The organism is Rosenbergiella epipactidis (assembly GCF_018494055.1).
GTDB lineage: Bacteria > Pseudomonadota > Gammaproteobacteria > Enterobacterales > Enterobacteriaceae > Rosenbergiella > Rosenbergiella epipactidis.
The window spans coordinates 271339-296742 of sequence record NZ_JABBFQ010000001.1; the positions used below are offsets into that span (position 1 = coordinate 271339).

The 25404-nt window shown below is 48.7% G+C and carries 23 protein-coding genes; 10 read left to right on the top strand and 13 right to left on the bottom strand.

Going from position 1 to position 25404, the window contains the following annotated elements; translation table 11 throughout:
- Positions 1-17: 17 nt before the first annotated feature.
- Positions 18-1415: a class II fumarate hydratase gene (gene fumC, locus HGT71_RS01345; protein WP_214216197.1), complete on the top strand. Its 1398-nt coding sequence runs from the start codon at positions 18-20 to the stop codon at positions 1413-1415.
- Here fumC and tus read toward each other — a convergent pair.
- Positions 1412-2332, bottom strand: coding sequence for a DNA replication terminus site-binding protein (gene tus, locus HGT71_RS01350; RefSeq protein ID WP_214216198.1), 921 nt, complete (start codon positions 2330-2332; stop codon positions 1412-1414). The genes fumC and tus overlap by 4 nt on opposite strands.
- A gap of 206 nt (positions 2333-2538) precedes the next feature.
- Between tus and HGT71_RS01355 the strand changes: the two genes are divergently transcribed.
- The 4 genes from HGT71_RS01355 to HGT71_RS01370 all read left to right on the top strand — a co-directional run bounded on the left by HGT71_RS01355 (position 2539) and on the right by HGT71_RS01370 (position 4322).
- Entirely contained in the window at positions 2539-2988 is a 450-nt protein-coding gene (locus HGT71_RS01355) for an RrF2 family transcriptional regulator (RefSeq protein ID WP_048912117.1), read from the top strand.
- Positions 2989-3102: 114 nt separating this feature from the next.
- Positions 3103-3444, top strand: a complete 342-nt coding sequence (locus HGT71_RS01360; RefSeq protein ID WP_048912118.1) for a helix-turn-helix domain-containing protein — start codon at positions 3103-3105, stop codon at positions 3442-3444.
- Positions 3445-3551: 107 nt separating this feature from the next.
- Positions 3552-4025: a ribonuclease domain-containing protein gene (locus HGT71_RS01365; protein ID WP_214216199.1), complete on the top strand. Its 474-nt coding sequence runs from the start codon at positions 3552-3554 to the stop codon at positions 4023-4025.
- Positions 4026-4322 carry a barstar family protein gene (locus tag HGT71_RS01370; RefSeq protein WP_214216200.1) on the top strand — a complete coding sequence of 99 codons (297 nt, stop codon included), beginning with the start codon at positions 4026-4028 and terminating at the stop codon, positions 4320-4322. It begins immediately after the preceding gene.
- Here HGT71_RS01370 and HGT71_RS01375 read toward each other — a convergent pair.
- Both HGT71_RS01375 and HGT71_RS01380 read right to left on the bottom strand, forming a co-directional pair.
- Positions 4319-7090 carry a virulence factor SrfB gene (locus HGT71_RS01375; RefSeq protein ID WP_214216201.1) on the bottom strand — a complete coding sequence of 924 codons (2772 nt, stop codon included), beginning with the start codon at positions 7088-7090 and terminating at the stop codon, positions 4319-4321. The two genes, HGT71_RS01370 and HGT71_RS01375, sit on opposite strands and share 4 nt — an antisense overlap.
- Entirely contained in the window at positions 7087-8244 is a 1158-nt protein-coding gene (locus HGT71_RS01380; protein WP_214216202.1) for a hypothetical protein, read from the bottom strand. Before HGT71_RS01380 ends, HGT71_RS01375 begins: the two co-directional genes overlap by 4 nt.
- Positions 8245-8407: 163 nt before the next feature.
- On the opposite strand from HGT71_RS01380, the gene HGT71_RS01385 reads away from it, so the two are divergent.
- Both HGT71_RS01385 and HGT71_RS01390 read left to right on the top strand, forming a co-directional pair.
- Positions 8408-9454, top strand: coding sequence for an AbrB family transcriptional regulator (locus HGT71_RS01385; RefSeq protein WP_214216203.1), 1047 nt, complete (start codon positions 8408-8410; stop codon positions 9452-9454).
- A 385-nt stretch (positions 9455-9839) separates the two neighbouring features.
- Complete coding sequence (locus tag HGT71_RS01390; protein WP_214216204.1) at positions 9840-10709, top strand: NAD(P)-dependent oxidoreductase; 870 nt, start codon at positions 9840-9842, stop codon at positions 10707-10709.
- A 40-nt stretch (positions 10710-10749) separates the two neighbouring features.
- On the opposite strand, the gene dld is transcribed toward HGT71_RS01390, so the two are convergent.
- From dld to HGT71_RS01410, 4 genes are all read right to left on the bottom strand, one after another.
- Positions 10750-12447, bottom strand: a complete 1698-nt coding sequence (dld, locus tag HGT71_RS01395; protein WP_214216205.1) for a D-lactate dehydrogenase — start codon at positions 12445-12447, stop codon at positions 10750-10752.
- 115 nt (positions 12448-12562) lie between these two features.
- A complete protein-coding gene (nfsB, locus tag HGT71_RS01400) occupies positions 12563-13207 on the bottom strand; it encodes an oxygen-insensitive NAD(P)H nitroreductase (protein ID WP_048913278.1) in 645 nt (214 codons plus the stop codon).
- A gap of 85 nt (positions 13208-13292) precedes the next feature.
- On the bottom strand, positions 13293-13916 hold the full coding sequence (locus tag HGT71_RS01405) for a trimeric intracellular cation channel family protein (protein ID WP_048913279.1): 624 nt from the start codon (positions 13914-13916) through the stop codon (positions 13293-13295).
- Between the two features lie 122 nt (positions 13917-14038).
- On the bottom strand, positions 14039-14848 hold the full coding sequence (locus HGT71_RS01410) for a shikimate 5-dehydrogenase (RefSeq protein WP_214216504.1): 810 nt from the start codon (positions 14846-14848) through the stop codon (positions 14039-14041).
- 216 nt (positions 14849-15064) lie between these two features.
- On the opposite strand from HGT71_RS01410, the gene ada reads away from it, so the two are divergent.
- Complete coding sequence (gene ada / locus HGT71_RS01415) at positions 15065-16132, top strand: bifunctional DNA-binding transcriptional regulator/O6-methylguanine-DNA methyltransferase Ada (RefSeq protein WP_214216206.1); 1068 nt, start codon at positions 15065-15067, stop codon at positions 16130-16132.
- 2 nt (positions 16133-16134) lie between these two features.
- Here the strand turns inward: ada and pmrB are convergent, their stop codons facing one another.
- From pmrB to eptA, 3 genes are read right to left on the bottom strand one after another with little or no spacing between them, the layout of a single operon-like run.
- On the bottom strand, positions 16135-17232 hold the full coding sequence (pmrB, locus tag HGT71_RS01420) for a two-component system sensor histidine kinase PmrB (RefSeq protein WP_214216207.1): 1098 nt from the start codon (positions 17230-17232) through the stop codon (positions 16135-16137).
- Positions 17229-17897 carry a two-component system response regulator PmrA gene (gene pmrA, locus HGT71_RS01425; RefSeq protein ID WP_214216208.1) on the bottom strand — a complete coding sequence of 223 codons (669 nt, stop codon included), beginning with the start codon at positions 17895-17897 and terminating at the stop codon, positions 17229-17231. The genes pmrB and pmrA overlap by 4 nt, the downstream gene beginning before the upstream one ends.
- Positions 17894-19525 (bottom strand): phosphoethanolamine transferase EptA, encoded by a 1632-nt coding sequence (gene eptA, locus HGT71_RS01430; protein ID WP_214216209.1) that lies wholly within the window; start codon positions 19523-19525, stop codon positions 17894-17896. The genes pmrA and eptA overlap by 4 nt, the downstream gene beginning before the upstream one ends.
- A gap of 115 nt (positions 19526-19640) precedes the next feature.
- Here eptA and HGT71_RS01435 point away from each other — a divergent pair, with 115 nt between their 5' ends.
- Positions 19641-20471, top strand: coding sequence for a sugar phosphate isomerase/epimerase family protein (locus HGT71_RS01435; protein ID WP_214216210.1), 831 nt, complete (start codon positions 19641-19643; stop codon positions 20469-20471).
- Positions 20472-20520: 49 nt separating this feature from the next.
- On the opposite strand, the gene HGT71_RS01440 is transcribed toward HGT71_RS01435, so the two are convergent.
- Positions 20521-21978 carry a catalase gene (locus tag HGT71_RS01440; protein ID WP_048913984.1) on the bottom strand — a complete coding sequence of 486 codons (1458 nt, stop codon included), beginning with the start codon at positions 21976-21978 and terminating at the stop codon, positions 20521-20523.
- Between the two features lie 172 nt (positions 21979-22150).
- Here HGT71_RS01440 and HGT71_RS01445 point away from each other — a divergent pair, with 172 nt between their 5' ends.
- Positions 22151-23380 carry an MFS transporter gene (locus HGT71_RS01445; protein WP_214216211.1) on the top strand — a complete coding sequence of 410 codons (1230 nt, stop codon included), beginning with the start codon at positions 22151-22153 and terminating at the stop codon, positions 23378-23380.
- A 39-nt stretch (positions 23381-23419) separates the two neighbouring features.
- Here HGT71_RS01445 and HGT71_RS01450 read toward each other — a convergent pair whose 3' ends face one another.
- Both HGT71_RS01450 and HGT71_RS01455 read right to left on the bottom strand, forming a co-directional pair.
- Entirely contained in the window at positions 23420-23575 is a 156-nt protein-coding gene (locus HGT71_RS01450; protein WP_214216212.1) for a hypothetical protein, read from the bottom strand.
- 397 nt (positions 23576-23972) lie between these two features.
- Positions 23973-25184, bottom strand: coding sequence for an MFS transporter (locus HGT71_RS01455; RefSeq protein WP_214216213.1), 1212 nt, complete (start codon positions 25182-25184; stop codon positions 23973-23975).
- Between the last annotated feature and the right edge of the window lie 220 nt (positions 25185-25404).

Here is a 25404-nt window from a genome sequence, read left to right on the forward strand (position 1 = left end):
AAAGAGGAATGAGCAACATGAGTGATTTTCGCTACGAAAACGATTCAATGGGTAAGATAGCAGTCCCTCACCATCAGCTATGGGGCGCGCAAACTCAACGCTCACTAGAACATTTTCGAATTTCCACTGAAAAAATGCCCCCTGCACTGATCCATGCCCTCGCCATTACTAAACGTGCCTCGGCCTCCGTTAACCATCAACTTGGTTTATTAGAGGCCGAAAAAGCTACTGCCATTATTGATGCGGTAGATGAAGTGTTAGCAGATAAACATCCGACTGAATTCCCTTTGGCGATTTGGCAAACCGGGTCGGGGACGCAAACAAATATGAATATGAACGAAGTCCTCGCCAATCGTGGTAGCGAATTGTTAGGTGGGGAGCGAGGGATGGGCCGAAAGATCCACCCAAACGATGATGTGAATAAGAGTCAAAGTTCTAATGATGTGTTTCCAACCGCCATGCACATCGCGGCCAAACTTGCCGCCGTGCAGCAGCTATTGCCGGCCTTGGAAGCCTTAACGCAAGTCTTAGCAAAAAAATCCGAAAGTTTTAACGATGTCGTAAAAATAGGTCGGACGCACCTTCAAGATGCGACGCCCCTTACCTTAGGGCAAGAAATTTCGGGTTGGGTAAGTATGTTAACCTTCGCCAAGTCCCATCTACTGGCAGCCATGGATCACCTGTCAGAACTCGCGTTAGGGGGGACGGCAGTCGGGACGGGGTTGAATACCCATCCGGAATACGCCGACGGCGTGGCAAAAGAGATCGCCCGCTTTACTGGGGAGTCCTTTACCTCAGCCCCAAATAAATTTGAAGCCTTGGCGACCTGCGATGCCTTAGTGCATTTTCACGGCGCATTAAAAGGATTGGCCGCATCATTAATGAAAATAGCGAATGATGTGAGATGGCTAGCCAGTGGCCCACGCAGTGGTATTGGCGAAATTACCATCCCTGAAAATGAACCGGGTAGCTCAATCATGCCTGGCAAGGTCAATCCTACGCAATGTGAAGCCTTGACGATGATTTGCGCACAGATTATGGGTAACGATGTGGCTATTTCGGTCGGCGGTGCTTCCGGTAACTTCGAACTCAACGTGTTCCGGCCAATGATTATCCACAACGTGTTACAAAGTTTACGATTATTGGCCGATGGCATGCACAGTTTTACTGAGCATTGCGCCCAAGGTATCGAACCCGATCGCCAACGTATCCAACAGCTGGTCGAAAACTCACTTATGTTAGTCACCGCGCTCAATCCGCATATTGGTTACGACAAGGCTGCGGAAATCGCCAAGAAGGCTCACCATGAAGGGCTAACGCTTAAAGCCTCGGCGTTAGCGTTAGGCTACCTGAGTGAAGAACAGTTCGAGCAATGGGTTAAACCCGAGCAGATGACCGGGCAACAACAAGGTTAATCCTCTTTCCATAACCAGAGGCGAGGGATCACTAAGGTTGCTGAGCGCGCATCGGGCTTGTGACGATGCGTAATGTTTTCCTCATCGTAGTGTTGCAAACTGCCGAGCTCAGGAAGAGTCTCGCCCTCTAAGCAGGTAATAATCAGTGGATTCGGACAAGCAACTTGGGTCTGTTTCTGCTGATGACTTTGCCAGAGACGCGCAATCGGTTGGACCTTAACGGGCCGTTTGATTTTTAACCGACAATCGCGAGGCAACTGCTTAATCAGTTGTAACTCCTCTTGCACTTTCTCTGCCCACTCCTCGCGTGACCAAGGGGCGCGTGCGCGCCCTGCATTAAGACTCTTTTCTAGTATCTCAATGATGTCTTGTTGACTATAGCGCTTGATCACATGTTTATTGGCCCAGCCGAAATTAACAGAGTCAAGGCTGGGGTAAACATTGAGCGAACGGTAGACGTTTAAGGTCAATAGCCCCGGAAAGTGTTGATGCACAAAAGGGAATCGCGCAGTGGAGGGCAGCCCACTCTCTACCGTGATCAGCTGTTGGAAGTGCTGCTTAGCCTGATTAATGAGGGTAGTTGATGCCATCAGGCTCTGTTGCTGCTGTGCACTGACTTTTATACAGACCGCCCCCGGTAAGCGTGTCGCGCTTCGCGTACTCTGTTGCTCGGATTGCTGTTGTAAATAAAGGTGGGAAAAATGTTGTAATGCACGCTGACGGGCTTGGCGACCAATATACTGTTCAACCTTGATAGCGGGTGTTGGGTCGAGTTCTTCGCCTTTGGCTATTGGCGGGAGGGTGAAGACCCGAGCCGCTAAAAGTTGGGCTGATTCAATGTTCTGGCAAAACGTTGCCAGCTCAGTTTCAATGAGAGTAAGCGTTTCACGCATTTCTTCGACTAATGTATAACGCATCCATCACCTTAGTTACAACATACTATAGTGTTAACTCATTCTAGTGTGCTTCGGCGACAATCGCAATCTCTGAGTCAATAGAAATGCGTCGCGGGACTACGTATAATGTGCGATGACCCGGTGCTGAACTTCTTATCATGCCTATTATTTGGTAGAGTAGTGGAGTTCTTGCTACATGTTCTTATTTCTTACCTGAAGAGGCTTTGATGTTAGATTATCGTTTTCCAACTGCGCTACAAATGGTTCTCAGTGTCGCTATGTCTGAAGAACAAGGAAAACGTTCGACCAGCAATACCCTCGGTAATGGCGCTGAAGCTAATCCAAGCTTGATCCGGAAATTAATGGTCCCGCTGACACGTGAAGGAATCTTCGTTACAACTCTGGGCCGTACTGGCTCCATCCATCTTGCTCGTCCTGCTGAAGAGATAACGCTCTGCGATATTTATATGGCCGTCAGCCAAGAGAAAAAATTATTGAATTCTCGACCTGATGTCAAAAAACCGTGTTGTATAGTGAGTGCCAATGTCTGTTGGTATTTCAAGCAGATAGCGGAAGAGGCCGAACAAGCCTCTCTGAATGTTCTCGCTCAACACACCGTTGCCGATGCGCTAATCGCCCTTAAGCAGGGTAAGGACCTCAATCCACTCTCAGAATGACTCAGTGTAAAACATAAAAATAAAGTGTAACTTTAAAGGTTGCATTTAAAAAGTTTAGGGTGCATTATTTAATGCAACTAAAAAAGATACACTTTATGTCGCTAGGAGTCGCAGATGAATGGTTCTTTCTTTGATGATTTAATTCATTGGATTGACACCCATATCGAGAACCGCTTAAACTTAGATATGGTCGCTGACCGTGCCGGTTATTCAAAATGGCATTTACAACGTATGTTTAAAGAACACACAGGTCACGCCTTAGGTGAATATATCAGAACAAAAAAATTAGAAAAATCGGCTTGCCGGTTAACGCATTCTGATGAACCTATCTTATCGGTCGCGATTTCAATGGGCTTCGATTCCCAGCAATCCTTTAACCGCAGCTTTAAACGTCAATACGGTATGGCGCCAGGCACTTGGCGACGTAATGCCTCACCTGTTCAAACAATGCATTGATCTCCTCACCCGCCTCCTGCCGAGGCGGTGAATCTGTTGTGTGCTGATCGCAATCCCCTTGCTACTCTGCTAGACTTCCTAAATTGTCTCCCTGCCATCTCCTTTATATGCAGCTGAAAAAATATCGTCCTTTTATTATCGTGATCATGTTACTGATCGGCTACGCGCTAAAAGCCTGTCATAGCCCATCAACATCTCACATCACGCCGTCTTCCACTACGCAACAGTCTTCGACTTCAGCTCCTTCGATAACAGCCAATACTGATCCCAGCAACGTGGCACGTTACCTGCGCGCTCATCGAACGCTTCCTGATTACTATATCCGCAAGGGTGAGGCTCGTCGCAAGGGCTGGGTGGCGTCAAAAGGGAATCTGTGTGAGGTCTTGCCAGGAAGGGTGATTGGCGGAGAGCGTTTCTCTAATCGCGAACATCGTCTACCCGAACAAGCGGGGCGTTCATGGCAAGAGGCTGACGTCAACTTCAGTTGTGGGCGCCGTAACAGTGATCGTCTATTATTTTCGTCCGATGGGCTTATTTATCTGACCACCGATCATTATCGTAGCTTCCAACAGGTGCCCTAAATGTTTACGCTCCATTTTGATTGCCAGCAGATCCATTCGCGGGCTGATTTTTATCATCAGTTACGCCAGCAATATTCAACCGATTATCTGTTCGGCGACTCGCTCGATGCTTTATGGGACTGGTTAACCGGTGAAATTCCCTTACCTTTAACCTGCTACTTTCATCAACTTCAGCCCCAGCAACTGCAGGCTGAGCATCCCCTAGCTGCCATACTGGCACTTATGGATGAAGTAAGAGAAGAAGCGCCTAAGTTGTATCATATTATTATCGAGCGGGCCGATACGACGTCACACTAGGTGATAGGCGACATAACGCGTCCGTCATCACGCCAGTAATATTCTTGGCTGTCGCCACGCAAAGATAAGGTATTCAACTCTACCTTTATCCAATGCGGATCGATGCTTTGCCGTTGACTGTCGACAACGCTAATCACTTTCGGTAGGGCGAGTAATTCGCCCTCTGTATCGAAGGCCCACTCCAGTTCGATGGTCACGCCCAATACTAGCTGCTTGATTTTTTGACGATTAGGGATCAGCGCAAAAAGTGGCGAAGCGATCACCGCATCATCCTCTTTACAACGGTAACCAATAGAGGTTGATTGGGTGATAGTCAGCAAGGTGCGTTGCACAGCCTGACAAGTAGAACCCAATAATACCTTATGCAGTTGTCCCTCTTGCGTTAGCGGCCCATACCAACGTGGAACGGGCACATTGCTGATATTGCCTGGGAGAATAGACCGATCAGCGGTAATGTGTTGGGTTATCAATGCGTAGAGTAGGCCGCCTAGACTCGTCGCATGCTTACCGTTTGCTAATTTTCCTGTCGTACAGAATGGTAACGCTGCATCGGTCGGTAACTCTGTTAGCAAGCAGCAATGAACCGGTAGTTGGCGAAATCTTTGCTGAAACAGCGCTAGCTCCATCACTTGACCACTCAACAAGACCACATCACAACGTTCTCTAGTGACAGTGTCACTTATGAGTTGCAGAAGTTGGCCCAAGCGACATTGAGGGCCACTTAAGAAATCGACAAATTCACCAAATGAAAACTGAAAAGATAATGTTCGTAATTCAATTGAATAACAGGCAATTTTCTCTTTGAGGTTGTTCTCGATGTAAGTCAATACGTCGGCGTCGAGTAGTTGACTGATACGGCAGAAATACGCGGTTTCCTGCAGACGATAGCGCTGTAAAATATCGTCGATGACGGGTAACAATAAATGCCTGACGACATACTGACGCCATACCGTATCGCCCTCACAACTCTTCTCACGACTCAATAAACGTTCAAGAATGGTTCCTACCGAGGTAAGCCCTTGTTGACGAAGGTGATCGCCAAGTTGCGGCAAGAGAAAATGAGTAATGATATCTTCGAGCAAACTGTCACCCGCTAGGGTGAAGCCCTCTCTGCGTAGTAATTGCGGACTAAAGGCCGGTGCAGCAGCATTTTCGGGTGAGATAAGCGGATATTCCGTCACGGCGACATCGGTTGTGCCGCCACCAACATCGATTAATGCAATACGTAAATGCGCAGTATGCGGTGAGCGCTGGTAGCGCTGCTGTAACGCCTCCACCGATTGGGTGCGCAATTGCTGCCAAAGCCAAAATATTTGCCCACAACAGGCTTCGTCCCAAGGAAAGCGTATTTCAATCTCAGGGCTGCTCACCGGAAAAAATGTAGGCTGTAACCTTTTGATCAGCGTTATCGCTCTTTCGGCTAGAAGTCGAAAACGTTGGCGTTCCAGCGCGGTAAAGTTAACTGGGAGGGTGAAGGTCAGCCTAGTAATGACGCGTGGAATATCGTGGTTAGCGTATCGTTGACGATAATGTAGGCTATTAATTTGTATCGCGATCTGATTGACCAATTCGATAATCAGAAAAGTAAAAAGCGTGGAGCGCGAAAACTGTGGCACAAATACCGGGAATTTATCAATATCTGCTAATTCATCAAGTAAACTTCCTTGATCATTTAATAATAAGCTCAGGGGGTGATCGATGGATGAGTACTGCGCCTGATCGGTCCGACACGCGTTGAACCACACGACATTTGAAGGGTGATCATCCCAAATATAGCGACGCGGGCAGGTTATCCCTTGAGGTTGTAGATCATGATGGGAGTGTGCATTGAGGCGCTGAGCTTCAGGGCCGATACGTACCAAAGACCCCCATTGAAAAGCATCCAGTCGACCACTGGCTGAAGAGTGTCCAGCCTGACCAAAAGGCGCTGGTGAGAAGTTGAGTTCGCTGCTAAACAAGGTATATCCCTGTCGGGTCGGACAACTCAGGTCCCGCAACTGTAATTCACTACAGAGACTTAGTGGGTTCGCGCAGTGGGCATCCACTTCATATAACACACCACAACTATTGCTATTGCCCAAGTCGATGATTGCCTCCACCGCAATAGACTCGCTGTCCGAGGCAACCTCGCGTAATAAAAGGGGCCGGGGCTTAATGCGATGCACCAGGATCTTTAGCAGGTTGATATAGTGAGCTTGCCAGATATAGGACGGGGTAGGGTTTGCGGCAGGAAAAATAGCGGTCATCCAAGCACTGACCCAATGTTGCTGAAAAAAAGCTTGCCATACCTTGGGATGACGCGGCAAGGCAAAGAGCTGTCCCTGATCCACTTCGAACTGACTGGGCTGTAAGCCATCATCCTCGTGACTCACTTTTGTGTCGAAGGCGAGCGTAACGTCCCAACCCTGTTCGGCTTGCGGATGGGGCGACACATATACCCGGGCCCAATTTATTGGCCGTGCTGCGCAGGTTTCGCCTTGCAGGGTGAAATAGGGGATCGGCAGCCACTGGTGTTGGAGAGCGGTTAGCGACGCTGAAAGTGAAAAGACGTACTCGGGACGAACCCATTCGACCGCAGCGCCGTCATATTCACTATACTGGTACTGACCTCTTGCATCAGGAGTTACCTCGCACATCGGCCCCTGAACACTTGCGCGTATAAATGCCGTCTCAGTCGCTACCGGATCGTTCATGACAATATGATGATCAATAAACTGTATCCCTGAATCTACAAACAGTATCTGAGGCTGTTGGCCTAAATGGGTCATAGGGTTCTCTCGCTATAAAGCTTAACGGGCAGCAGGGTGGACGGATTTTGCTGCCAGCGACATTGGGTATTCGGTGCGCTTTTTTCACAAACAAGGGTGATAATCGGGAGCGTCATCCCCTCGTCACAACGTGCTTTCGCTGTCTTTATGACCAACTTGCCGCTGGAGGTAAAGGCCGATTGGCTGGTCGTCATACACCTTTGCTGGCCAAAAGTAATACGTGTGCTCGCCTTGCCGTGGCTGAAGTCAAACGTCACGGCGGCGGTCGTGTTGGCTAGTCTAATGTTGGCCAGCCAAGTCCCGTTTAGAAAATCGACATTTCCTTGGTAACGCGAACGTGCCGGGATCATAAGCGGTACGCGGCTTTTTTTTACCCTAATGGGTCTGATCTCAGGGAGAGGCAGCGTCAGTTCTGCGGGTTGAAGCGGCAAGGCTTGACTTGCCGCCATTATGTCCTGCACAGACTGCTGAATCTCATCTACCGTCGAAATGATATCTGGAAGCGTCGCAAGCGTTGGCTTTGTGCTCGGTCGTAGGAAGGTTATCGCTCCTGCGATAGAAAGGGTAATAACCGCCACGGTAAGGGCGTAGCGGTAGGGTCCGCTAGACCGTTTCGATGGTGAGCTTTCCGTAGGTGTGTCATCCGCTGCAGACTCGTCCCCAAGACGTTGCTGTAAATGGTGTTGAAGAGAAGGGATATCGACGGCAGTCCGCCCCTGATCATAATAGCCCCACTGCGCTAACAGCGGTTGTTGATCCGCCAAAAAAATGGCCTCTGTGGAGGGGATTACGGTTAAGTTTTGCAGTATTTGGTCGATAATCGTCAGAGAGCGGGTACGCTGACCGGCGAGTTGCTGACGCAGCATAGTAATCGTATCAATTCTTTCCATCAGCTGCGCTAGGCAGTCAACTTGCTGCGATAAGGTGGCCTGGCACCAAGGCGTGATGACTTGGCTTGACCTGTGAGGAAACCACTGTAACGCGATGCCTTGATCACTTAATACCGGTTGCGCCAGCATCCGCCTTACCGCGTCGAGGCCGTGCTGCGATAACAGCTGGAATATTTGCGGTGCATAGCGACCAAGGGGGATCCCCTCTACCTTGACCGCTATATAATCGTGTCCCTTGTCGAGGGGTAAGCCTGCCTGTGCCATCAGCCATCCAGTCTATTCATTCTGCGTGATTAATAACTTATGATACGGAGGCGGGTCTCACCTTATGCTGCGAATAGATTACGTTTAGTCTGTCTAACTAGGCTATTATTACTATTATTAGCCGTATAGTTATTCCACCGCTAACGATTGACAGGGAGGGCGTGTGTTACATTCACCGCGTGTAGTACGTTGGCTTGTATTAATTGTTCTCAGTCTAGTCGCTGTGTCCTTACTAGAATTGATCCATCTTCCGGCGGCCTTACTCCTGGGACCGATGTTTATCGCAATACTCTTTGCGGTGACCAAACAAATGGTCTCATTGAATCGCACACTCTTTCGTGCAGCACAGGCGGTAGTAGGGGCGATGATTGCGCGTGCCATGCCAATCGAAGTGTTTAAAGAGATGCAGCACACCTGGCCGATTTTTATCATGACAGTATTTTCGGTGATTGCGGTTAGCACTTTATTAGGTGCAGTGCTAGCGAAATGTAAAGTGCTACCCGGGACAACTGCCCTGTGGGGATCCTCCCCTGGCGGGGCGACGGCCATGACCCTGATGGCCGGAAATTTTGGTGCCGACGTCCGGTTAGTCGCCTTTATGCAATATTTGCGTGTACTATTGGTGACGCTACTCGCTACCGTTGTTAGTCACTATCTGGCTCCTGAAAGCGCTGCCACCTCGGCGATTACGCAACTCGAACAGCCTGTTGCTTGGGGCGCTTTTTTCATTACCTTAGCTATTATCCTCTTCGCCTTAATCCTCGCCAAATTCATCAAGCTCCCCGCGGCTCCTTTATTACTGAGCATGATCATCAGTAATCTCGCAATGAATGTCGGTGGCCTGCAGATTGAGTTACCGTTGCCTTTACTCGCCACTGCTTATGCCATGATTGGCTGGAGCATAGGTGCACGCTTTACCAAAGATATTCTGCGCTATGCTTTTCATGCATTACCCGCCATTCTATTCTCGGTCATTTTGTTGATGGCTATTTGCTGCGGGTTTGCGTGGATGTTAGTCGAATATGCGGGTATCGATCCGTTAAGTGCCTATTTAGCAACTAGCCCGGGGGGCGCCGATTCTGTGGCCATTATTGCGTCATCCGTGTCAGTGAATCAGCCATTTGTTATGTCGATGCAGACAGGGCGTTTTATTGCAGTGCTCTGTTTAGGGCCAGCCTTATCTCGTTTGATTGCGCGGTGGCTACATTAATTCACCGCGCGAGGTAATTCAAACGAGATGGGGAGGATGAACCGACGGCAAGCGACTATATATTCTTGTGAGTCATAATGATCGCTATCTCTCAGCAGGAACTCGCTTCAACGAACTCAGGTCGGCCATCACATGCGGTGGCTGACGAAGGAATATTCGGCGACTAATACTCTGATGAGTTTCACTCTAAGATTTTTTCGCGACCTACCGTATTCACACATTTTCAAGATATCTAGATAATCACCGTCCTATTGCACTTCCGATAACCGGTAATGCAATATTTCAAAGCGATCAGTTGTACTACAAAATATGTTTCAGCCTTGCTCAACGCCCACAAATCGATTGTTCTGCACTACACTGTGTTTACTCACGAGAGGAAGCCAAAATGCCAACGAAGATTACTACTGTTTCAGTACTTGGGTTAGGGGCAATGGGTCACGCTTTTGCCAGTAACTTACTAAAAAATAATTTTACGTTAAGGGTATGGAACCGTAGCGCAGAAAAAGGGAAAGACTTAGTTGAACAGGGCGCGACCCTAGCCTCTAGCCCGGCTCAAGCGGTTGAGGGAAGTGAAGTGGTGCTGGTCATGCTCGCGAATGCTGAGATCACCTTAGATGTTATGCATCACGTCATCGACGCCTTAGCAGACCAAGCCATCGTCGTTCAAATGGGAACGATAGGCGTCGATGCTACGCAGCAACTCCATACCTTTTTGAAAGAGAAACGTCCTGATATCGGTTTTATCGATGCCCCGGTTTCAGGAACGAAAAAACCCGCAGAAATGGCACAGATCTCGATACTTGCTAGCGGCGATCGCACGCTGCAATCAACGATCGAACCCGTGTTTACCGCCATCAGCAAAGGCACTCACTGGTTAGGTGATGCCGGAGCAGGCAGCGCCATGAAACTCGTGGTCAACAGTTGGTTAATCGGTCTGGTACAGAGTTTGGCGGAAAGCCACTGCTTAGCGAAGCAACTGGGTTTTAGTCCCGAAACGCTCTGGTCAGTCTTAGAAGGGGGACCGCTCGCTGCCCCTTATGCGAAAACGAAATTAGAGATGATTGATGAAGGTACTTATGCGCCACAGATGCAGCTAAAGTGGGCGTTAAAAGATGCAACGCTCGCCGCAGAAGCTGGCGGGGCTGAACAGATGCCAAATCTACATTCGATCACATCACTGTGGCAGTCTGCAGTAGACGCCGGATTGGGGGAAAAAGATCTCTCGGTGATCGCACAGTATCTCGAAAAACAGTAAGCTAATCGGCGTTCTTCCACAGGGAGAACGCCGTTTCCAATTACTGCCAAAACTTGCGACGACTCGTCTTACCTATACCCGGATTACAACTATTAGTGGGATCGAGTTCGCGCCAGTGTTGCTGATAATCTTCCTTAGCAGCATACAAATGCCCGACATTATGTTCAGCAGGATAGCGCGCGCCACGCTGTTCAATATAATCGATAACCTCTTGCTTAAACTGCTTACCATCAACCTCAGGTTTTAATATATAGTCCTGGTGGTTCACTAAACAGAAGAAGTGCCCGCAACACGAATCGGCTTGGATTTGGTCCTGAAGGTGAGCAGGAAGATCAAATAACCATTGCTCGTCGTTACGGCGAAATGCCGCATCAAAGGCTATCAGCCGCTCATTCGGGTCGATACCCAAATAATCACAATACGAAATCGCAGCCCCACCGACCGCAAAGCGGATTAAAAACGCATCTTGGGCCTCGTTTTTATCGCAGATAAAATAATCACCTTGCTGGTCGCTAAAAAAGGTATTCAGCAGGGCAGTCATTTGCGCGGCTTGTTCACTGTCCGCTTTTATCAGTAAATGATGCGGATAGCGACGGCGATAGTCTAAGATACGCTTGGCGACGAGCGGAGGGGTAATTTGATTGAAGCCTTGAATCAAGCGATCGGTTAAATTCCTTGGTAGGCACTTGATATTTTTTACCCTGACGTCCCATTTTGCTTTTTTCGCCATCATACCGGGAATTGACTGAGGGCCGAGTTGGCGTATCGCTAAGATCATATGCTTGGCATAACGTAGCGTCATATCGAAGGCGTTAGCGTGGATATATTCCGCTTGGATCGGTAACTGATCCAGCTTCGTTAATAGATAGCGTCGTAGCGCTATCAGGACTTTTTCATCATTAGTCCCGATATAATAGGTCTCTGTTCCTTTACTGGCAGGAAAGGTGGCAAGCCTTGCCGCAAAAACGATAATCTTTCCGGCACACCCTGCGCTGTCATGTAAATAATGCGGGTCGCCATTAAAACGCGCGGGGGTGGCAGAGTCGGTATCACGCAGTTTTTCAGCGTAATCATCGGCCCATATCTTGCCTTGCCACGTATCGATATCCCCAGTGGTGAACTGCTTGGCCTCAAGATTCTGTAAGATTTCTTCAGGTGTTTCCCCTAATTCGATCCCTAGATGGTTAACGAGGGAAATTTCACCTTGCTCGCTAATCTGCGCGTAAAGCGATTTTTCAGTGAAGGCTGGCCCCCGCCGAATGAGTGACCCACCTGAGTTATTACATAAGCCGCCGATAACCGAGGCACCGATACAGGACGAACCAATCACCGAATGAGGCTCTCGCTGTAAGGGCCTAAGGATATCTTCTAATTCGGTAAGGGTAGAGCCAGGATAAGCGATGACCTGTTGGCCATTATCGATAACCTGAATCCCTTTTAAGCGGCGAGTACTGATGATAATGATGGGACGATCGTAATCGTTACCATCCGGCGTCGAGCCGCCAGTGATCCCGGTATTAGAGGCTTGCATCAAAATAATAACCTCTGCGGCAACGCAGTGTTGCAATACCTGCCAGAGTGCAGACAAGGATTCGGGGATTATTACGGCGAGTGCCTCGCCTTGGCCGACACGAAACCCAGTAGTGTAAAAGGATTTATCATCTTGAGAGGTTAAGACTTGCTTGTTACCGACTATGCCCGATAACGTGTTGAGCAATGCTGAAGCTTGTTGTTCCATATCCGCCTGGTCCTTGCTGCTAAGTGATAGCAAAACAATATACCTAAAAGCTTTGAGGGGAAAGGGGGCGGGAAATCAACAATTCGGTAATCTTTAGCGATTACCGAATTAAGGGTTATAACTTAGTGATAATTTTATCGAGTGGGAAGCGCGACTTAGGCAGCTGTGCATTGAAATCAGCATCGCTGTTATAGCCAACCGTTGCCATCACTACACTGTGCAAACCTTGAGCCTCTAATCCCAGAATCTTATCCATCTCTTGGGTATCAAAGCCTTCGATTGGCGTAGCATGTAGCCCGAGCGCAGGGGCACCGAGTAGTAGGAAGCCTAAGGCAATATAGAGCTGACGTTCCATCCACTTGTGCTGAAACTCAGCGGAGTGGGCGACATTATTGATATAACCGCGGCGACCTGCATCATTTTTCTGGCGAGCTTCCGCATCACGAAAACGGCCGTCTTGCGCTTCTTGCGCCACTAATTCGTCCAAGTGTTGCTCACTGATACCATTGATACTGGAGAAAACGATAGCCAGAGGGGCTTGTGCCACTTTGGTTTTATTCAAATCGAAGATAGCGGGCGCAATTTTTTCGCGGCCAGCCTCAGTGGTGATCACATGGAAATGCCAACCTTGCAAATTAAGTGTAGAAGGGCTGTTCTGTAACAACGATAGGACATCTGCGATCTGCTGTTCAGTCAGTGGACGTGAGGCATCGTAGGCCTTAGTGGTAAATCGGTTAGAAGCCAGTTCAGTAATGTTCATGTTATAAGGGACCTTGTGCGCGAATTTCTCAATACGGTAATGATTTCTATTGAGTAGAGCAATACATCAAGCACATAGGGTTAACTCATTCATCGAGATACTTATTGGCGATGGTTTTTAGCGTGATGTTATAGCGCAGGGAAAGCATCCGTATCGCCGTGCAGCTACCAATTGCAAGCCAGATACTGTATTGCGGCGGAATAATACCCGATGAACCTAAAATCTGAATACCCGCACCAATCAGTGCCGCACTGGCATAAATCTCTTTTGTGAGGATCACAGGAGAACGGCCAGTAAGAATATCCCGCAGACATCCACCGCCCACGGCACTAATACAGCCCATTAGGATGGAAAAAAAGATCTCGTGGGTATGTACGTAAGCTTTGTTTGCACCAAAAGCGGCAAAAAAGCCAAGACCAAGGGCATCAAAGAAGAGGGCGGGTTTCTCGAAAGAGAACACAATCTTTTGAAAAAAGCTGATCAGCATAATCGCGATGATGACACAGACAAGGTACTCAACGTTGATCAACCCAGCAGGAGGGGTAGCACCTAAACAGAGATCCCTAACACAACCACCTCCTACCGCCGTGACAAAAGCCAAGACGAAAACGCCAAACAGATCAAAGCGATGCCGAACGCCGACTGTCGCGCCACTTAATGCGAAAACAAAAGTACCAAATACATCAATAAAATGCAGAAGAACAGTCATGGCTTAAGCGCTCATAGCAGATTAGGGAGCACCATCAAGGATGGGTCTCAACGAGACCGGCAGATGATATGCCATAACGGGCACGGAAAAAAGCGTTTCCCGTGCCTTGAGGGCAGGAAACGTTATTGGCGGGAGAAAACAGAGGCCTCTTGCATTAATGCATCACTGGGTCTGACCCCGGTATATAACGCAAATTGTTCTAACGCTTGTAGCGCAATCACCTGATCACCACTCAGGACTTTCTTACCCAGTGCATGACCTTTTTTCACCAGCGGAGTTTGTGCCGGGAACGCAACGACGTCGAAGACGGTGTCAGCCGCATCCACGATCGATTCGGTAAAGGCGAGGGTGTCACTTTCTGCGCCGCCAGTCATACCAATTGGGGTGACATTGACGATAATATCGGCAGTGGTAGTCTCGTCGGGCGACTGATAGCGATAGTGATACTTCTCTGCAAGCGCTTTACCGCTCTGCTCATTACGCGCCATTACACTGAGTTGAGTAAATCCGGCATCATGAAAGGCAGCCACCACGGCCTTAGCCATCCCGCCTGCACCCTGTACTAGCACAGTTTGTGAATTGTCTGGCAGATGGTCGGTGATCAACTGGCGAATCGCTAAAAAATCGGTGTTATAAGCGGTGAGGACACCGTTATCATTGACGATGGTATTGACGGAATCGATCGCTATGGCCGAATCCGTTAAGTGATCGATAAATGGAATGCAGCTCTCTTTAAACGGCATAGAAACTGAACAACCGCGGATACCTAATGCTCGCACGCCTTTGACCGCTGCTTCAATATCGGTCGTCGAGAAAGCCTTATAAATAAAATCAATATCGAGTTTCTGATAAAGATAATTATGAAAACGGGTGCCAATATTACTGGGGCGGCCGGAAAGAGAAATACAGAGTTGGGTATCTTTATTAAGCATCATTCAGTCCCAGTCATAATATATTGCGATATTATTATCAGTGAACCCATTCCATTGGAAGATAAACGCTAAAAAAATGCGACGCAGAAAATTATTTAGTGATCAAACAGGTGGATATTTCTGCAAAAAGGACAGCAGGTTAAAAAACGGATATTAATGAACAGTATAATCCTCTATCGTTTAGGCCACTCAGTCACTGTCAGGAGTTAACGCCTAATGGTTACCCCACGCTATCCGAATGATGACGCCTGTTGGCAAGCCGTGAAGACCCGTGATGCCACCGCCGATGACCACTTTGTCGTGGCAGTTCCGTCTACCGGTCAATATTGCCTCCCGAGTGCGGTGACGATTTTACCTGCCCGAGACAATGTCGAATTCTTTCGCCATAGTGCGGCGGCCGAGGCAGCAGGCTACACCTTAAGCGAGGCCAGCACACCGACGCCTCGCTATCCTGCCAAGTGGCTCGCCATCGTAAAAAAGAGCTGTTATCTGATCGAGAATGCTGAACAGTTACCGGATTTATCGACACTGGCCGATCATTGTGCAGTAAGCAGCGGCTATCTTCACCGTATTTTCAAATCGGTAACGGGACTGACGCCGAAAGCGTACAGTGCGGGATTGCGTGCCATACGCTTACGAGAACAGCTTAAGAATCCACAGCAATCGGTCAGCGAGGCCATTTACCAAGCGGGTTTCAATGCCAATAGCCGATTTTACGAAACTGCCTCGCAACGCCTCGGGATGACAGCGAAGCACTATCAGCGGGGCGCTGCGGGAGTGACGATTTATTTTGCACTCGGGCAGTGCAGCCTCGGCTCGGTATTGGTCGCGCAAAGCGAGAAGGGGGTCTGTGCGATTAGCTTAGGCGATGAGCCTGACTCGTTAATTGAACAATTCCAGCAACAATATCCTCATGCCATTTTGGTGGGCGGGGATGCGCATTACGAACAGATCGTCGCCCAAATCATTGGTTATATCGAACACCCTGGCTCGACCTGGCACTTACCCTTAGATATTCAAGGTACTGTCTTCCAAGAGCGTGTATGGCGGGCGTTACGCGATATTCCCCTAGGTTCAACCGTCAGTTATACCGATATTGCCGAGCAGCTCGGTTCGCCTAAAGCCGTTCGCGCCGTCGCCCAAGCCTGTGCAGCCAACCGACTCGCTATTGTGATCCCCTGTCACCGCGTGGTGAAACGCGATGGTCAACTCTCGGGTTATCGCTGGGGCGTAGCTCGTAAAGAAGCCCTCTTACTGCGCGAAAAAAAACTTAATAAGGCATAGCGTTACGCCTCGATATGAGGCACCTGCTGGGGAAGTGTTACGGTTGCGCGGCAACCGCTAGGCTGTAAATTAGTTAAGGTAAACTGACTGCGGTGTAATTGACAAATACGTTGCACCATATTTAGCCCAAGGCCAATCCCATCATATCGGCGGTCCATTCGCACAAAAGCTTTACTTAATTCCGTCGCCTTATTCAGATCAATACCAGGGCCTTGGTCATCGATCTCAATACAAATACTCAGGTTCTGCGCAAACACTCGTAAAGTGATGACTGAGCTTGGCGGGCTGTAACGGTGCGCATTCTGAACAAGGTTCTGTATCACCATCTGTAATAACGTAATATCCCCTCGTAAATGTAAAGCTGTAGCAGGAGCCTCTACCACCAACGATTGCTGACGCTGGGCTAACTGCCGTTCACACTCCGGTAGCATGGGGGTGATAACCGCCGCCATAACATCGAAATACTGATAACTTCCGGCGGCAAAAGATTGACCCACGCGAGCAAGTTTGAGTAGCTGAGCGATACTGTCGGTCATTTGATCCAAACGTGAAAGCAGATCCCCCAAGTTAAGCTGATGTTTTTTCTCAATCAATTGAAGATGCAGCCGCAACCCAGCCAATGGGGTTCGCAACTCATGGGCCACGTCAGCGGTAAACAGCCGTTCTCGCTCTAAGGTTACGGTCAATCTCGCCATCATAGTATTGATTGCTTCGACAACTGCGCTGATTTCAGTGTACTCACTGGTTGAAGAGAGGGGGTCGAGATTGTCTTCGGAACGCTGTGTCAGTGCATTACTTAGGTCAGCCAATGGCTTAGTGACTCGCCTGATGGCATTAAAACAGAGCACTAAGCAGGCGATGATAATCAGTAACGAAGGAACGGCTAAACTCGCCACCGCTTCATGCACTTCTTTTTCATAATGACGATGGCGATCGTGGTGATTGATGGCACTTTGTACCAAAATAGTGACCTGCTCTCGGCTCTCATGCCATAGCCAGAGGATACTGATTGCTTGGCAAATAACGATAATGGCGCCCACCGTCAGCATCAACTTCCAGCGAAGCGTAGTCGGCGCTAAAGCGCGAAGACGATTTTTCATGGTGTGTTCTGTGTCCGAATGGAATAACCAAAACCCCGCAAAGTCTGAATACGCTGTTTACCGACTTTATCCCGTAGATTGTGGATATGCACTTCCAGCGAATTGGTCGAGGGTTCGTTATCCCAACTATAGATATCGCTATAGAGTACATCACGATGCACAGGTTGGTTCGCCTTTAACATCAATCGTAATAAAATCGCGTATTCCTTAGGGGTTAATTCGAGCAATAGTTCACGTAAAAAGACTTGGCGCCGACCAATATCGACAGTGAGATCGTCAATTTGCAGCAGATTATCCGATTGTTGGTGGAAGCGACGGATCAGCGCCCGACTTCGTGCGAGCAACTCTTCAAGCGCAAAGGGCTTAACTAAGTAGTCGTCGGCACCGCTATCAAGTCCTATCACGCGATCCTCGAGGGTATCGCGAGCGGTCAACACGATAATCGGTATAGCATTTCTTTGCCGGCGTAAATGCTTCAATAAGGTTAAGCCGTCACCATCGGGCAATCCGAGGTCGAGCAGGATAAGGCTGTACGATGAGGAGTGAAGAAACTGTTCGGCTGGCTTAATGCCATTCACCGCATCACATAGATAGTTCTCGCTCTGCATCGCGAGCAAGATCCCCTGCTGTAACAGGGGATCGTCTTCGATGATTAAGACCCTCACGCCTTGCCTCGACAATGGGTCAGTAAATCAAGTTGCGGTTGGTATTCCCGGGTTTGGACACCGAATAATCCTAATAGGGTGGGGAAAAAATTATCTTGTGACGTTTGCATAAGCTTAGCCTGATCAACCCTACATTTCTTATCGACAGCATAGCGTTGCTGATAGTCTTGGGAAAGCCAAATTAACAACGGCACGTGCTTCTGCTGAATGGGCGCCACGCTATAAGGCAAGCCATGCAAATAAACGCCATCTTCGCCAAGCGACTCCCCGTGGTCGGAGAGGTAGACTAAACTTGTGGTAAAGCGTTGTGAATTAGCTTGGAGTAACTGGATACCTTGATCCACCATCGCATCCATATAGCGAATAGTATTGTCGTAGGTATTCACCAGCTGTTGGTTAGAACAGTGTTGAACCTCATTGGTATCGCAGGTCGGAGTGTAATATTTAAAAGAATCCGGGTAACGATGATTATAGGTTGGGCCGTGGCTACCAATAGTATGCAAGACGATCAACGTATTACCGGTTTGTTTATCAATATAGCGCTGTAAGTTGTGGAACAGCACTTGGTCATAACATTCACCATCGATACACATGCCAGGCAGATTCTGCGCGGTCATCTCTTCAGTTGGCACCCTTGCGCAAGCCCCTTTACAGCCGCCATCGTTTTCACGCCACAGCACATTGACGCCAACTTGCTGCACAATATCCAATAGTCCCTCACGATGATTTGCGAGTTCATCGTTATAGTGATCGTGGCCCATTCCCGAGAACATACAGGGCACAGACACGGCAGTCGAGGTACCACAGGACAGTGTATTCGGGTAGTAGATCACATTATCTTTGGCTAACAGGGGGGTCGTTTGACGTGCGTAACCCCCTAGCCCGACATCCTGCGCACGAGTCGTCTCACCCACCACTAAGATAGTCAGGGAGGGTTTTCCGCTAAGGTGTGCCGCAGTTTGGTGGGCGTCTTCACCGAAACGAATCAAGGGGAGATTCGCCGTACGTTCGTGTTTGTACCAAGACAATGCGGCCGCGATACCGTTTGAGGGGCTTAGGTAGGTGATCAGTTCGCGGTTATTACGAAATAGCGAAGCATAATCTTTATAGAAACTGTTCGAAATTAAATAGGTACCGGATCCGGAGACCAACAGTGCGATCAATGCCCAGCTGATGCGCCGCAGAAAGGGTTGGCGTGTTAAACGTCGGACAATAAATAGCACAATAATTGGGATAATGGCGGTCAGAATAAAATAGCCGACCATCTGCGGTGTCACCAGCGCGAAACTCTCCGCCGCAGTGGTATTCGCCATATTTGCGACCATCGATCTATCGACGATAATACTGTAACTACTAATAAAATATTGGGCGCTACTGGCGAGCAGGATAAACAGTATCGCGACCGGAAAAGCCAGCCACACCACTTCGGCCAACATTAAAATACTAAACAGGCCAAAAAAGGAGACCCAAGGCATGCTAAGTAAGAATAGCCATGTATGACCAGTGCTGGGGTCAACAAGCCGATAAGCCTTTTCAAAAAAAGGAATATTTAAACATAACGTGATGGCAGCTGCCGTCAACGCATTGACTACGGGGTGCGTTAAGCGCGTCGTAAACCAATTTTTCATAACATCAATCCGGACTTATCATCGAATGCTGGATTATCGCTGACAGACCTTAAGATAATCTTAAGCCTGCTGCTAAGGTCTATACTTATGAGTAAGTCATTGATAGGAGAGAGACATGTCATTGTTAGAATCCAATCCGCGTTTCCTAAATACCGTGCTACTTGGCGGCACTTTCACAGAGAAACTCGAGGCAATCGCGAAAGCCGGATTTGACGGAGTGGAAGTCTGGCAACAAGACGTTAAAAAGGCGGTAGCGGAAACGCGACAACAGCTAGACGCCTTATCCCTCGCGCGCACTGATTACCAGGTATTACTAGACTTCGACGGCGCAGTGGGTGAGAAGCACCAGGAGAAACGACAAGAAGCGCTGACAATGATGACAACGGCTAGCGCATTAGGCAGCCCGATGATATTGGTGGCGGCGAACACGGCAGCCTGCGATCCGCAGAAGATTGTCACGGATATGAAGTGGCTCTGTCATCACGCCAAAGCGTTAGACTTACGAGTGGCGTATGAAGCGATGTCGTGGAGCACTGAGATCGACCAGTGCGATAAAGCTTGGCAGATTATTCAGCAGGTCGATGCAGATAACCTTGGCTTAGTGGTTGATGCCTTCCACATTTTTGCCCTACGTCGAACATTACAAGACCTAATAGACATTCCTAGGGAGAAAATCTTCTTAGTACAGTTATCAGATATTGAGATGCCGCTAGGGGATGACGCGCTTAAACAGATCGCTCGGCATCACCGTCTGTTGCCCGGCGAAGGTAATTTTCCGCTAACAGGCTTGGTCGCCTACTTAGGCAAACTCGGCTATACCGGTCCGGTCGGGTTAGAGGTGTTTAATGATCATGCGGCTGAACAAGGTTGCGCAGGGTTCGCACAACGAGCCAAAGAGGCGTTAGAGAACATTTTAATGAAAGGCAGTACAGACGCTGAAGATTAGAAAAGGGATTATGCAGAAAAAAGCCCCGCAGTGCGGGGCGTTATCGTAACTATTGCGAAGACTTCACTTTCTCGGCGATACGGTCGCCTAGGGTTTGGTCAATTGCGCGCCAGTAGTCGAAGGCACGGGAGAGCACCGGCTCTTTCACGCCATTGAGCAGGTGACCTGCAACGTTGTTGACTAACCGATCGCGACCGGCATCATCCAGTACCTGATTGACCAGGGCGTTTGCTTGACCGTAATCGTCATCTTCAGCATGTAAAGAGTACGGCGCACGCAGTTGTTCGCCCTGTGCAGACCACGTTGAGTCGGTAGGGTAACGCTCCCCATCCGCTGCCGGGCCCCCTTTACTGTTTGGCGCATAGACCGGATCACTGACCGGTTGCATGCGCATCGCACCATCTTTGCTGTAGCTATTGACCGGACAACGCGGGCTGTTAACCGGAATTTGCTTGTAGTTTACGCCTAAACGCGCACGGTGAGCATCGGCATAGGCGAAGATACGACCCATCAGCATTTTGTCTGGGCTAAGGCCGATGCCGGGCACTAAGTTATTCGGCTCGAAAGCGGCCTGTTCGATTTGTGCATGGTTATCAGTAGGGTTCTGATCAAGGGTAAGTTTACCCACCTTAATAAGCGGATAATCTTTATGCGGCCATACTTTGGTTAAGTCGAAGGGGTTAAAGCGGTAATCATCCGCTTCGGCGAACGGCATAATTTGCATATACAGCGTCCAGCTAGGGTTATTACCCTCGGAAATCGCGTTATACAGATCACGGACGTGGAAGTCGCCATCTGCGCCGGCTAATTTATCGGCTTCATCTTGAGTCAAGCATTCGACGCCTTGATCAGTTTTGAAGTGGTACTTCACCCAGAATTTCTCGCCTTCGGCGTTCACCCACATATAAGTGTGGCTGGAGTAACCATTCATATGGCGCCAGCTTTTAGGAATACCGCGATCGCTCATCAGCCAAGTGACTTGGTGAGCCGATTCAGGGGATAAGGTCCAGAAGTCCCACTGCATATCATTATCACGCAGATTGTTATCGGCACGACGCTTTTGCGAGCGGATAAAATGCTGGAATTTCATCGGGTCACGTACGAAGAAGACCGGCGTATTGTTGCCGACCATATCGTAGTTTCCTTCGGTGGTATAAAACTTGATCGAAAAACCGCGTGGATCACGCCAAGTATCTGGGCTACCGCGTTCACCTGCTACGGTTGAAAAACGCATCAGTACGTCAGTTTTAACCCCGGGTTGGAAGAGGGCAGCTTTAGTGTATTGACTCACGTCTTCCGTGACTTCGAAATGGCCGAATGCACCGCTACCTTTGGCGTGAGGTTGACGCTCAGGGATCCGCTCGCGGTTAAAATTCGCCATTTGCTCAATAAGATAATGGTCGTGCAGGACAATCGGGCCATCAGGGCCGACTGTTAAGGAGTGTTCGTCGCTTGCAACGGGAATGCCAGCATCGGTGGTTGTTATGTTTCTTTTTTGATCGCTCATCACTGCCCTCATGATTTTTATTTTTACATTGCTCAGTTTAAGCGTAGACAAAAATTCACCGGCTGGACATATTATTTCACCTTTTGCTGCGATAAGTGTTATCAATGGTTAGGCAAAGTTCGTGATATGCTAAGCGTCCTTATTATCAGTATGCTTAGCTTGGAGCCAATTCTTGAATCCCGCAGCCTCCCAACCCTCCCCATTTAGTCACCGCGGCTTTCGTCACTACCTGATTGCGCAAACCTGTTCATCGCTCAGTTTTCAAATCGTTTCCTTGGCTGTCAGTTGGCAGATCTATGCCATCACCCACAGCGCCTTTATGTTGGGGATGATTGGTCTGATGCAATTTTTACCCTCAGTGTTACTGGCACTGCCGGCAGGGCACCTTGCGGACCAATATAATCGCAAAACATTGATTATTACCGGACAAGTGGTCGAATGTGTTGCGGTCCTCGGGCTTATTGCATTACCGCTGATGTCTTGGCTTTCTACCTCGGCATTATTAGGCTTGGTGGCACTGTTCTCCATTGCCAAAGCGGTGGAAGGTCCGGCCAATACCTCATTATTGCCTGCGCTATTACCGCCCGAACTGCTCTCCAAGGCCATGGCAACTAACCAAGTTTTCCGCGAGGCGATGGTCATTGCTGGACCGATGATTGGCGGGCTACTGTATGTCTATTCACCGCAAGCCGCTTATGGGGTCGCTGCATTAGCTTATTTACTCGCCTTGGTGATGATTGCGACCGTTCGCTATGTGCCTGTCGCACTGACACGGCTACCGATGACGATGAAGAATCTGTTTGCGGGACTCCATTTCATCTTTGAGCGGAAGGATGTGTTAGGCGTTATTTCATTAGATCTTTTTGCGGTGTTACTCGGCGGCGTCACAGCGTTATTACCGATTTTTGCGCAAGATATTTTGCATACCGGACCTTGGGGGCTTGGGGCACTGCGCGCAGCACCTTCGGTGGGGGCTTTGTTAACCGGGATCTGGATCAGCCGTCGGGTATTCACCCGTCACACAGGGTTGATTATGTTTGGATGTGTTGCCGGCTTCGGGGTCGCAACTCTCGTCTTCGCGCTGTCTCACACTATTATATTATCATTACTGGCACTGGTGGCACTCGGCGGTTTCGATATGGTGAGCATGGTCATTAGAGGGGCGATGGTTCAACTGGATACACCCGATGCCATGCGTGGCAGAGTCAATGCCGTCAACTCCATCTTTATTAATACGTCCAATCAATTCGGCGAATTTGAGACCGGTGTTCTGGCTAGCATGTTAGGGACGGTTCCAGCAGCAGTCGTGGGGGGAGTGGGAACCTTGGTGGTTGTTGTGATCTGGATGAAGCTGTTTCCAAGTTTACGTCAACGTCAACAATTGACACAGTCTGTGGAATAGCGAGAACCCCTTCAGTCAATAGACTGAAGGGGTTGAGGTTTACAGCGCCATATCGCGATTCGGGGTAGAAGTCGTCGAGGCAGGTGCTTGCGTATTCGCTGGTGCAGCCATCTGAATACGTGGAGGAGGCGTTAACATTAACACTTCAGCCGTATGGTCCCAGACCTGTTGCGCTAAACCCGGATCGTTATTCAACTTCTTAACGATGCGCTCATGATAGCGCCACCGATCAGTAATACATCAGTATTTTCGGTGCGTGCTTGTGCGGTGTGAGTAAATAGCGACGCGGCGATCAGCGATAAACTGAATACCGTCTTTTTAATATGTTGTATAACAAACCCTGATAAGGAACTAACCAATAGTGTGACCGATTTTAAACAATTTATTCATAATTGTTAATAACAATTAATCAATATTTCCCAAACAATATTGCTCATATTAGAAATATATCATTACTTATCGTAGTGTTATTACGCTGTTTTCCGTAAAAATCGATCCATTATCAATTAATAAAAACGCGAACATTATGAATAAACTTTCACTAATGAAATCGGTACCTGTATGCATTTTCACCGACATACTTTGCATTTTACTAAGATGACTCGTTCGCAGTCTGAATCGGTGTCTGTTTTAACAGCCGATAAAACACCAATACATTAACCAGCATGATCAGTGCAGAAAACGTGAAGACCCATTCCATGCCAAACAACGATGAGGTTACCGCGCCAAGTAGTGGACCGAGCACATTGCCCAAATTCATAAAGGATTGGTTATAACCGAACAATCTTCCCGATACGGCGGTGGAAGAGCAAGCGATAATCAGCGATTGGATAGCGGGAAACATTGCCCCATCGGCAAACCCAATCAGTAACCGAGTAAGAGAAAACTGCCAGACAGTCGCTACCCAAGTCGTCGCCAGTAAGATAAGCGTAAACAGTAGTGAGGCAATAATAATGACCCACTGCGCACCATACTTATCACTGATCCTCCCCCAAAGCGGGGCGGTTATTAACGCCGAAAGGCCGGGTAACGCTGCGATAAATCCACTCATAAAAGCGAGATTATCGCGCGTCGGGGCGAGATGTTCGACATAGAGATAGAGAATAGGGTTAACCGAGCCGTTGCAAAGTTGCACGACCAGCGTTGAGCAGAGTAAACAGAGTATTAAGGGTTTGGCAGGCAATTTCGCCCAAAAACCCTGAGGGTCCGTCATGATTCGTTTCGGCAGCGTATCTTTCGGCGACTCTTTAACCAAAAACAGCGTCACAAAGGTACTGATTACTAATAGGCCTGTTGTCACAAAAAAGACCGGACGTAAGCCAATATGATCCGCTAAGTAGCCACCTAGTAGTGGGCCACAAAGAAAGCCACTGATCTGCGCAGTCGATAACATACTGAGTGCGAATCCACTGCGGCCTTTAGGCGCTTGACTGGCAATTAGTGCCATGGCATTTGGAATGTATCCTGAGGCCAACCCCATGATGCCGCGGAACAGACAGAGTTGCCATACCGATTGCGCCAAGCCTTGACAGACAATGGCAATGGCCATCCCTACCGTGGCACGAATCAGCATCAGCTTACGGCCGCGTTTATCGGCAATTTTTCCCCATAGGGGCGAAACGACCGCCGAAACGAGAAATGTCATACTGAAGGCAACGCCCGACCAGAGGGTAAGCTGCTCGGTGGTATAGTGTCCCAATTGCGAAATATAGAGGGGAAGAAAAGGGAGTAATTGACTGGTACCGAGTCCAGTAATAAAACATCCCAGCCACAGGGAGACTAAATTTTTCTGCCAAGCGTTCATGAAGCTGCCATTGTCTGAGTCAATCAGTAATTTTCTGAGTTACTGGCTAGGGTATAGCAGCGGGAAGAACTTTTCATTAACCAAAGGTGATCTTTATCAAAAGTCAGCACGCGAGCTGCGATTACCTATTGCCATGATCGTGGCATTTCGATAAAAGAAAGCTGTCTTCTTTTCTTTCACTGGGTTGAAATAACCCGAATTTCATAACATAAAGTCCATG

Coding starts and splice junctions, on each gene's coding strand:
- tus (WP_214216198.1), bottom strand. CDS start 2,332: ATGCGTTATACATTAGTCGAAGAAATGCGTGAAACGCTTACTCTCATT.
- fumC (WP_214216197.1), top strand. CDS start 18: ATGAGTGATTTTCGCTACGAAAACGATTCAATGGGTAAGATAGCAGTC.
- HGT71_RS01365 (WP_214216199.1), top strand. CDS start 3,552: ATGCAGCTGAAAAAATATCGTCCTTTTATTATCGTGATCATGTTACTG.
- HGT71_RS01410 (WP_214216504.1), bottom strand. CDS start 14,848: ATGCTTAATAAAGATACCCAACTCTGTATTTCTCTTTCCGGCCGCCCC.
- HGT71_RS01370 (WP_214216200.1), top strand. CDS start 4,026: ATGTTTACGCTCCATTTTGATTGCCAGCAGATCCATTCGCGGGCTGAT.
- eptA (WP_214216209.1), bottom strand. CDS start 19,525: ATGAAAAATTGGTTTACGACGCGCTTAACGCACCCCGTAGTCAATGCG.
- HGT71_RS01455 (WP_214216213.1), bottom strand. CDS start 25,184: ATGAACGCTTGGCAGAAAAATTTAGTCTCCCTGTGGCTGGGATGTTTT.
- HGT71_RS01390 (WP_214216204.1), top strand. CDS start 9,840: ATGCCAACGAAGATTACTACTGTTTCAGTACTTGGGTTAGGGGCAATG.
- HGT71_RS01405 (WP_048913279.1), bottom strand. CDS start 13,916: ATGACTGTTCTTCTGCATTTTATTGATGTATTTGGTACTTTTGTTTTC.
- HGT71_RS01435 (WP_214216210.1), top strand. CDS start 19,641: ATGTCATTGTTAGAATCCAATCCGCGTTTCCTAAATACCGTGCTACTT.
- HGT71_RS01360 (WP_048912118.1), top strand. CDS start 3,103: ATGAATGGTTCTTTCTTTGATGATTTAATTCATTGGATTGACACCCAT.
- ada (WP_214216206.1), top strand. CDS start 15,065: ATGGTTACCCCACGCTATCCGAATGATGACGCCTGTTGGCAAGCCGTG.
- HGT71_RS01380 (WP_214216202.1), bottom strand. CDS start 8,244: ATGGCACAGGCAGGCTTACCCCTCGACAAGGGACACGATTATATAGCG.
- dld (WP_214216205.1), bottom strand. CDS start 12,447: ATGGAACAACAAGCTTCAGCATTGCTCAACACGTTATCGGGCATAGTC.
- HGT71_RS01355 (WP_048912117.1), top strand. CDS start 2,539: ATGTTAGATTATCGTTTTCCAACTGCGCTACAAATGGTTCTCAGTGTC.
- nfsB (WP_048913278.1), bottom strand. CDS start 13,207: ATGAACATTACTGAACTGGCTTCTAACCGATTTACCACTAAGGCCTAC.
- HGT71_RS01440 (WP_048913984.1), bottom strand. CDS start 21,978: ATGAGCGATCAAAAAAGAAACATAACAACCACCGATGCTGGCATTCCC.
- pmrB (WP_214216207.1), bottom strand. CDS start 17,232: ATGAAAAATCGTCTTCGCGCTTTAGCGCCGACTACGCTTCGCTGGAAG.
- HGT71_RS01375 (WP_214216201.1), bottom strand. CDS start 7,090: ATGACCCATTTAGGCCAACAGCCTCAGATACTGTTTGTAGATTCAGGG.